General features: G+C 65.0%; 8 protein-coding genes. 7 read left to right on the top strand and 1 reads right to left on the bottom strand.

Annotated features, from left to right (window positions below; genetic code table 11):
* Positions 1-138: 138 nt before the first annotated feature.
* The gene (gene mnmA, locus JQ587_RS16780; protein ID WP_212425993.1) at positions 139-1,320 is read right to left on the bottom strand and encodes a tRNA 2-thiouridine(34) synthase MnmA; all 1,182 of its coding nucleotides are present in this window, start codon (positions 1,318-1,320) and stop codon (positions 139-141) included.
* A 347-nt stretch (positions 1,321-1,667) separates the two neighbouring features.
* Between mnmA and JQ587_RS16775 the strand changes: the two genes are divergently transcribed.
* The 7 genes from JQ587_RS16775 (at position 1,668) to fliN (ending at position 8,582) form a co-directional block, all read left to right on the top strand.
* On the top strand, positions 1,668-3,311 hold the full coding sequence (locus JQ587_RS16775; RefSeq protein ID WP_212425998.1) for a flagellar hook-length control protein FliK: 1,644 nt from the start codon (positions 1,668-1,670) through the stop codon (positions 3,309-3,311).
* A 13-nt stretch (positions 3,312-3,324) separates the two neighbouring features.
* Complete coding sequence (locus JQ587_RS16770) at positions 3,325-4,038, top strand: flagellar hook assembly protein FlgD (RefSeq protein WP_212298136.1); 714 nt, start codon at positions 3,325-3,327, stop codon at positions 4,036-4,038.
* Positions 4,039-4,430: 392 nt separating this feature from the next.
* Positions 4,431-4,706, top strand: a complete 276-nt coding sequence (gene sciP / locus JQ587_RS16765; RefSeq protein WP_002714638.1) for a CtrA inhibitor SciP — start codon at positions 4,431-4,433, stop codon at positions 4,704-4,706.
* A 182-nt stretch (positions 4,707-4,888) separates the two neighbouring features.
* Positions 4,889-6,502 (top strand): flagellar basal-body MS-ring/collar protein FliF, encoded by a 1,614-nt coding sequence (fliF, locus tag JQ587_RS16760; RefSeq protein WP_212425992.1) that lies wholly within the window; start codon positions 4,889-4,891, stop codon positions 6,500-6,502.
* Positions 6,503-6,516: 14 nt separating this feature from the next.
* Positions 6,517-7,608: a flagellar motor switch protein FliG gene (gene fliG / locus JQ587_RS16755; protein WP_212298138.1), complete on the top strand. Its 1,092-nt coding sequence runs from the start codon at positions 6,517-6,519 to the stop codon at positions 7,606-7,608.
* The gene (locus JQ587_RS16750) at positions 7,608-8,228 is read left to right on the top strand and encodes a FliH/SctL family protein (protein ID WP_212298139.1); all 621 of its coding nucleotides are present in this window, start codon (positions 7,608-7,610) and stop codon (positions 8,226-8,228) included. Before fliG ends, JQ587_RS16750 begins: the two co-directional genes overlap by 1 nt.
* A gap of 3 nt (positions 8,229-8,231) precedes the next feature.
* Positions 8,232-8,582 (top strand): flagellar motor switch protein FliN, encoded by a 351-nt coding sequence (fliN, locus tag JQ587_RS16745; RefSeq protein ID WP_212298140.1) that lies wholly within the window; start codon positions 8,232-8,234, stop codon positions 8,580-8,582.
* The last annotated feature ends 5 nt before the right edge of the window (positions 8,583-8,587 follow it).

The raw sequence follows: 8,587 nt of genomic DNA, 5'->3' as shown, positions 1-8,587 counted from the left end.
TTGTGGGAGTCGTTCTCAGAATCCATCTTACAAAACAACGCAATAGGGGCCGCAAATCCATATGCGATTCCCCTGCCCGCAGGCGGGGGAGGGAGCGCACTTCCGGTGTCGCGAGAATGCGATCCAAACTTGTCATGATTAGCCGCGCACGGCTTCCGCGAGCGGGCGGGATGTCGCGGCGGAGATCTTCGCCGCAGCGCTCTGAATGAAGCCGCCGCCGAGCACGCGCGCCTGCCCTGAGGGCGCGTCGTAGAACACGCAGGCCTGGCCGGGCGAAACGCCCTCTTCGCCGGCGACGAGCTCGACCTCGTAATGACCATCGGCGCCGCGCAGCCAGGCCGGCTGAGGGCTGCGGGTCGAACGCACGCGCACGAACAGCTCGAGACCGTTGCCGATTGCGCTGTCGATGTCGCCGCCGCCGATCCAGTTGACGTCGCGAAGTGCGATGCGGTGCATCTTCAGGGCATCGCGCGGGCCGACCACGACGCGGCGGTTGGCGGCGTCTAACCGCACCACGAACAGCGGCGCGCTGGCCGCGATGCCGAGGCCACGGCGCTGGCCGATGGTGAAATTAGCAATGCCGTGATGCTGGCCGAGCACGCGGCCGTCGAGATCGACGATGTCGCCGCTTTCCATCGCATTCGGACGCAGGCGGGTGATGATGTCGGTGTAGCGCCCCGTCGGCACGAAGCAGATGTCCTGGCTGTCGTGCTTGTCGGCGACGGAAAGGCCATAGCGGCGCGCGAGCTCGCGCGTCTCGGGCTTGGTCATGTCACCGAGCGGGAAGCGCAGGAAGTCGAGCTGTTCCTGCGTGGTCGCGAACAGGAAATAGCTCTGGTCGCGGTCGCTGTCGGCCGCACACACCAGCGCGCGCGAGCCGTCCTCGCCGCGGCGCGAGGCGACATAATGGCCGGTGGCGAGCGCCTGCGCCCCCAACTCGCGCGCGGTCTTCAAGAGGTCGCGGAATTTGACGCTGCGGTTGCACTCGATGCACGGCACCGGCGTTTCGCCGAGCGCGTAGCTATCGGCAAAGTTGTCGATGACGGACTCGCGAAAACGATCCTCGTAGTCGAGCACGTAATGGGGAATGCCGAGCTTGGCGGCGACGTCGCGGGCGTCGTGGATGTCCTGGCCGGCGCAGCAGGCGCCCTTGCGATGGGTCGCCGCGCCATGATCGTAGAGCTGCAGCGTGATGCCGACAACGTCGTAGCCCTCCGCCTTCAGCAGCGCAGCCGTCGTCGAGGAATCGACGCCGCCCGACATGGCAACGACGACCCTGGTATCCTCAGGACGGCCTTCGAGATCCAGACTGTTGAGCATGGGCCTAAGCTGACGTGACGGCGGCGTTTCCCGCGATTCCTGATGCTCTAGACCGTTCCACCAGGAGTCCCCGGGAATTTCGGTTCCCGAAAGGCACTGGCTGGCCCGGTCGAAAGCGGCTGAGAGCAGCCTTTAATATAGGTGGCATTCCAGTGAAGCAATCACGCCCGCCACACGCTTAGGGCAATTCTTGCCGGGGCGGCAGAAATGGCGGGGCCGGCGGGGTGCCGACCGGGGCAGCCTCAATTCTTCAAGCATTTGATTTTACTATATAAAACGCCCCAAAGAAGGACTGGCCCGCTCCTTGCTAACCTCCTGATCCGAAGATGTTTTCAAGGGGTACGCCTGTGGTTGGTGTCACGTCAGACGTAGCGGCAAGCGCGCAAGTGTCGAGCGCGCAGCAAAAGCCTGCCCGCTCCCAGAGCACCAGGGACACCACGCCGAGCGACTCCTTCGGCGCGCTGGTCGACAGCAACACCCAGGCCATCAGCAACAACGCTCCGTCCTCCGCCCAAGACCCGGCGCCGCCGCGTCGGAGCGATTCATCGTCCTCGTCGTCCTCCTCCACGTCGGACAAGAGCACGCGCGATACCGCCGCGACCGACTCCTCCTCGCAGAGCAAGGCGAGCGACAGCACGGATTCTGCGGCGACAGCCGGCACCGACACGCCGGCCGATCCGACCAAGGCCCCCGGGAAATCCAAGGACAAGAACAAGGCTGACGCCTCCGCCGCCAAGTCGGACGACAAGTCCGACAGCACGAAGAGCGACAAGACCGACGGCACCAACGGCCTCGCCGCCGCGGTCGACGCCTCGGCCGCCGCACAGGCCGCAGCGACGCCGGCGGCGACACCCGATCCAACCGCCGTTCCCGTGGCCGCGCCCGCGGTGCCGGTCGACCCGAATGCGGCGGCCAGCCAGGCCACAGGCACCGCTTCCTCGCCGCTGACGATCGCAGCCGCCGGCATCGCCGCGAGCGCCTCCACCGCGGCACAGATCACGGCCACCAAGGCGGACGCGACCGGCAAGACCGTCAAGAGCGGCGACGCCAAGACCACCGATGCGAAGGCCGCGCTCGCCGATGCGGCAAACGCAACAACCGACACGGCCGCAACCGATGCCACGGCGAACGCCGCGCAGCTCACCGCAGTCGACCAAGGCACGCCGAAAACCTCATTCAGGGCCGTCGCGACCGCGCAAGGCGACAGCGACGTCTCCAATATCGGGCAAGACGCGGGCAAAACCGCGCAGGCTGCTGCCACCGCGCAAAATCCCGCGATCGCGACGACCCCCGGCGCCAACGCGGCCGCGCATCCGCAAGCTGCAAAGCCGCAGACTGATGCAACTGCTGCCGATGCAAAGGCTGATGCTGCTAATCGTACCGCCGATGCCACGCCAGCCGCACCCGCGACGCACGCTCATGCCGATACGCAAGTCGCGCCTAGCACGGCAACCGACACCAGCACGCAAGCCGCCAACGCCGTGCAGGCGCCGCTGACCAACACGACCTCGACAGCCACCGCCTCCACCGCGACGCTCACCGCGACCGCGGCAACATCGACGGCGATGCCGATCAGCGGCATTCCGGTCGAGATCGCGGCCGCCGCGCGCGCCGGCAAGACTCGCTTCGACATCAGCCTCGATCCGGTCGATCTTGGCCGTATCGACGTCCGCATCAATGTCGACCGCAACGGCCAGGTCACCTCGCATGTCACCGTCGAGAAGCCGGAGACGCTGCAGATGCTGCGGCAGGATGCGCCGCAGTTGCAGCGCGCGCTCGACGATGCCGGCCTCAAGACCGGCAGCAACGGGCTCTCCTTCAGCCTGCGCGACCAGAATTCGTCGGGACAGAACTCCGGCCAGAACAACGACAATTCCGGCAATTCCCGCCGGCTGATCATCAGCGAAGACGATTCAGCCGCGGCGGCACCCGTGAGCCGCAGCTATGGCCGCATGCTCGGAGCGAGCAGCGGCGTCGATATCAGAGTGTGAGGAGTATTCGCTAATGACCACCACGAATGCCGCCACCGCCCCGTCCGTCGTTTCCGGCACGACCCCGACGTCATCGTCGTCGTCCTCCTCGTCGAACTCGCTGAGCTCGACCACGGGATCGACGCTGGCTGGCAACTTCCAGACCTTCCTGACGCTGCTGACCACGCAGCTGCAGAACCAGAACCCGCTCGATCCGCTCGACACCAACCAGTTCACCCAGCAGCTGGTGCAGTTCGCCGGCGTCGAGCAGCAGCTCAAGACCAACGACTCGCTGTCTCAGCTCGTCACCCTGCAGCAGACCACGCAGGCGACCCAGGCGCTGGGCTTCGTCGGCAAGACCGCCGTGGTCGACGGCGCCACCGCAACGATGTCGCAGTCTTCGGCGACCTGGCACCTCAACGTGCCCTCCAGCGCCACGGTCAACATCTCCATCGCCAATTCCACCGGCCAGACCGTCTTCAGCGGCCAATATACCGCCGGCGCCGGCAGCGACATTCCCTTCACCTGGAACGGCCAGGGCAATGACGGCACGCAATGGCCTGACGGCAAGTACACGATCACGGCGACGGGCAAAGACGCCTCAGGCAACAGCGTCGGCGTCGCCGCGCAGGTGCAGGGCACGGTGTCGTCCGTCGACCTGACCCAGTCGCCGCCGCTGCTCACCATCGACGGCAGCAGCTACACGCTGAGCCAGGTGAAGAGCATCGTCGCGACCAGCAGCAATTGAGGGCGCACGCGCCCGCCACACACGCGGTGTCATCCCGGCGAACGCCGGGATCCATAACCACAAAGAGAAGTTTAGCGAAGGCCCGTGGTTAGGAAGTCTATCTTGGTACTGCCAGTTGCGTGTCATCGATAGATCACGCGGTATGGGTCCGGGCCTTTGCCGGGACGACAGTTTGGGCCTCGGCAAGCATCGCGCGCAGGCCTCATTCGTTAGTAAAGCATTTACGAAGACCCCGCTCGGCCGGCTGAAATCACCCTTTCAGCCCGCCGGGCGGTTTCGTTCCAGCAGGATTCAACGAGAATTGTATTGAAGCCTTAGGCTTAGCGGATTTTTAAGCCGGCACGCGTAGGGTTACGGCGTGAGTTCAGTGGTTGAGAGTTTGTGAGTACGCCATGACAGAACCCCATCGCCCGAGGGTAAAATACGTCATCGGGCCGGACGGCAGTCCGCTGACGATTGCAGATCTGCCCGCACCCGGCACCAAACGCTGGGTCATCCGCCGCAAGGCCGAAGTCGTCGCCGCAGTTCGTGGTGGGCTTCTCTCGCTTGAGGAGGCCTGCAGCCGTTATACCCTGACGGTCGACGAATTCCTCTCCTGGCAGTTTTCCATCGACCAGCATGGTCTGGCGGGTCTTCGCACCACCCGCATCCAGCAATATCGCCAGTAAGCAATCCGGAAATCTGCTGCTTTTGACGAAAATCGGCCTCGCCTTGCGAGGCCGATTTTTTTCATGTCGCTACTTTTGTCCCAGCTCTTAACCTTCGTTAACCATATCGAAACCATCACCTAGGCAATAATTGCCCACTCGGCCGCTCTTGGAATGCGGGTCGAATCTGTCGGGGCGGTTGCTTGCAAGGTCTTGCGGACTTTTTAAAAGGTATCGGCGCCGCCCGCTTCGGGGCGATGATTGCGGTCACCGCCGCGCTCATCGGCTTCTTCGCGTTTGTCATCATGCGGGTCACCACGCCGCAGATGACGACGCTCTTCACCGATCTGTCGGTCGAAGATTCCTCCAGCATTATCAAGGACCTGGAACGCCAGGGCATCCAGTTCGAGCTGCGCAACGAGGGCACCATCATCATGGTGCCCAAGGACAAGGTCACCCGTCTGCGGATGAAGCTTGCCGAGGGCGGCCTGCCCAAGGGCGGCGGCGTCGGCTACGAAGTCTTCGACAAGTCGGATGCACTTGGCACCACCTCTTTCGTCCAGAACATCAATCACTTGCGCGCGCTGGAGGGCGAGCTGGCCCGCACCATCCGCGCCATCGACCGGATCCAGGCCGCCCGCGTCCATCTGGTGCTGCCCGAGCGCCCGCTGTTTGCACGCGAGGCGCCGGAGCCGTCGGCCTCGATCGTGGTACGGGTCCGCGGCTCGCTCGAAGCCCAGCAGATCCGCGCCATCCGCCACCTCGTCGCCTCCGCCGTCAACGGATTGAAGCCTCAGCGGGTCTCGATCGTGGACGAGGCCGGCCAGCTGCTCGCCGACGGCGCCGCAACCGATCCGGAGCAGGCCCTCGGCGACGAGCGCCGCACCGCCTTCGAGAAGCGGATGCGCAAGCAGGTCGAGGACATCGTCTCCTCCGTGGTCGGCTCGGGCCGCGCCCGCGTTCAGCTCTCCGCCGATTTCGACTTCAACAAGATCACCCAGACCTCGGACAAGTTCGACCCCGAAGGCCGCGTGCTGCGCTCGAGCCAGACCCGCGAAGAGCAGAGCATGACCGCCGACAACAATGGCCAGGTCACGGTCAACAACGAGCTCCCCGGCAACCAGCAGAACAGCGGCGTGCCGGCGAAGGACCAGAGCAAGAAGTCCGAGGAAACCAACAATTACGAGATCTCCCGCACCACCAAGACCGAGGTGACCGAGGCCGGCCGGGTCAACCGCATCTCGGTCGCGGTGCTGGTCGACGGCATCTACACCAAGAATGACAAGGGCGAGCTCACCTACACCGACCGCACCAAGGAGCAGCTCGACCGCATCGCCACCCTGGTGCGCTCGGCGATCGGCTTCGACCAGAAGCGCGGCGACCAGGTCGAGGTCGTCAATCTGCGCTTCGCCGACGCCCCCTCCACCGCCCCGATCACCGAGCCCTCCGGCTTCCTCGGCATGCTGCAGTTCACCAAGGACGACGTCATGTACTTCGTCGAGCTCGGCGTGATGATGCTGCTCGGCCTGGTCGTGCTGTTCATGGTGATCCGCCCGCTGGTCAAGCGCATCCTCGCCTCCGACGAAGTCGCCGCCGCCATCTCCGGCGTGCTCGCCGGCCCCGCGGCCTCGGACGAGGCCGCACCGGCCAGCGGCCAGCCGCTCCTGCCGAGCGGCACCGCGAGCGCGATCGATGTCGCCACCATCCAGGGCCAGGTCCACGCCCAGTCCGTTCATCGCGTCGGCGAGCTCGCCGAACGCAATCCCAACGAAACCGTTGCCATCATTCGTCAATGGCTGACCGAACCCGCGAAATGATCGAGTGAACTGACATGGCCGCTTCCCTGCAAAACGCCAACTCGAACGACATCACCAGCGTGATCTCTACGCTCGGCCAGCGCGCCGGCAACCGGACGGGCGCCAAGATCGAAGCGGTGGCCGGCCCGAAGCGCGCCGCAATCCTGATGCTGGCGCTCGGCGAGCAATATGGCGGCAAGATCTGGTCGCTGCTCGATGACGACGAGGTGCGCCAGCTCTCGCTGGAAATGTCGACGCTCGGCACCGTCGAGGTCGACACGGTCGAGGACATGCTGCTCGAATTCGTCTCCCGCATGTCGGCCTCCGGCGCGCTGATGGGCAATTTCGACGCCACCGAGCGGCTGCTCCAGCAATATCTGGCGCCCGAGCGCGTCAACGGCATCATGGACGAGATCCGCGGCCCGGCAGGCCGCAACATGTGGGAAAAGCTCTCCAACGTGCAGGAAGAGGTGCTCGCCAACTACCTCAAGAACGAATACCCGCAGACCATCGCGGTGGTGCTGTCGAAGCTGAAGCCGGAGCATGCCGCACGCGTGCTCGGCATCTTCCCCGAGGACCTCGCGCTCGACGTCGTCAACCGCATGCTGAAAATGGAAGCGGTGCAGAAGGAGGTGATCGAGAGCGTGGAGAAGACGCTGCGCACCGAATTCATGTCGAACCTATCGCAGACCCGCCGCCGCGACGCCCACGAGGTGATGGCGGAAATCTTCAACAATTTCGACCGCCAGACCGAAACCCGCTTCATCACCTCTCTCGAAGAGGAAAACCGGGAATCGGCCGAACGCATCAAGGCGCTGATGTTCACCTTCGACGACCTCGTGAAGCTCGATTCCGGCTCGGCCCAGACCCTGATGCGCAACGTCGACAAGGACAAGCTCGGCGTCGCCCTGAAGAGCGCCAACGAGGACGTCCGCAACTTCTTCTTCGGCAACATGTCCTCGCGCGCGGCCAAGATGCTGCAGGACGACATGGCGGCAATGGGCCCGGTGCGCCTGCGCGACGTCGACGAGGCCCAGGCCCTGCTGGTCAACCTCGCCAAGGACCTCGCGGCCAAGGGCGAGATCATGCTGACCAAGAACCGCGCTGACGACGAGCTGGTGTACTGATGGGCGCTCCCGCCAAATTCCTGTTCGATACCGACTTCGCCGCCCCCGACCGGACGCGCGAGAAGGCCGCGACTGCAGCCGAGATCGCGCAGAAGGTCGCGGAAGCTGAGGCGCGCGCCTATCAGGACGGCTTTGCCGCGGGCCAGCGTGAAGCCAAGGCCGAGAGCGACCGCCGGGTGGCTCTCGCCATGGAAGAGATCAACATCGCAATCCGGGGCATTGCCGCAGGGATCGGCAACATCGAGAGCAAGATGGAGACCGAGGCGGTCGACGTCGCGGTTGCCGTGGCCCGTAAGCTATGCGCCGACCTGATCGCCGCCGAGCCGCTCGGCGAGATCATGGCGCTGGTCAAGGACTGCTTCTCGCATCTGGTCGCGACGCCGCACCTCGTGGTCCGCATCAACGACGCCCTCTATGACAGCGCACGCGAGAAGATCGAGCGGCTCGCCAAGCAGAGCGGTTTCGAAGGTCGGCTGGTGATCCTGGCCGAGCCCGAAATTGCCACCGGCGACTGCCGGATCGAATGGGCCGATGGCGGCGTCGTGCTGGAGCGTAGCGCCATCGCGGCCAAGATCGACGACATGGTCGGACGCTATATCGCGTCCCGCAAGGGGAATTAAGCCATGAGCGACACCGATGGACAGGTCCCGCTGCCCGACCTCAACGGCCCGCTGCCGCCTGGCGGCACCGATGTCGGCTACAACGAGGACGAATATGCAGCGCGCGTCGCCGCCGACCTCGAAGCCGTCTTCGACGTGCCGGTGCAGGTTTCGGCGGTGCTCGGCCGCTCCAAGATGGACGTCGGCGAGCTGTTGAAGCTCGGGCCCGGCACCGTGCTCGAGCTCGACCGCCGCGTCGGCGAAGCGATCGACATCTACGTCAACAACAAGCTCGTCGCCCGCGGCGAGGTGGTGCTGGTCGAGGACAAGCTCGGCGTGACCATGACGGAAATCATCAGGACGGAACGCGGCTAACGCAC

Source organism: Bradyrhizobium manausense (genome assembly GCF_018130615.1).
GTDB lineage: Bacteria > Pseudomonadota > Alphaproteobacteria > Rhizobiales > Xanthobacteraceae > Bradyrhizobium > Bradyrhizobium manausense_A.
This window is presented reverse-complemented; position numbering and strand designations above follow the sequence as displayed.

What these genes read in the sequence shown, in the direction of transcription:
- JQ587_RS16750 (WP_212298139.1), top strand. Translation starts at nt 7,608, where the DNA reads ATGGGCGCTCCCGCCAAATTCCTGTTCGATACCGACTTCGCCGCCCCC.
- mnmA (WP_212425993.1), bottom strand. Translation starts at nt 1,320, where the DNA reads ATGCTCAACAGTCTGGATCTCGAAGGCCGTCCTGAGGATACCAGGGTC.
- fliG (WP_212298138.1), top strand. Translation starts at nt 6,517, where the DNA reads ATGGCCGCTTCCCTGCAAAACGCCAACTCGAACGACATCACCAGCGTG.
- JQ587_RS16770 (WP_212298136.1), top strand. Translation starts at nt 3,325, where the DNA reads ATGACCACCACGAATGCCGCCACCGCCCCGTCCGTCGTTTCCGGCACG.
- sciP (WP_002714638.1), top strand. Translation starts at nt 4,431, where the DNA reads ATGACAGAACCCCATCGCCCGAGGGTAAAATACGTCATCGGGCCGGAC.
- fliN (WP_212298140.1), top strand. Translation starts at nt 8,232, where the DNA reads ATGAGCGACACCGATGGACAGGTCCCGCTGCCCGACCTCAACGGCCCG.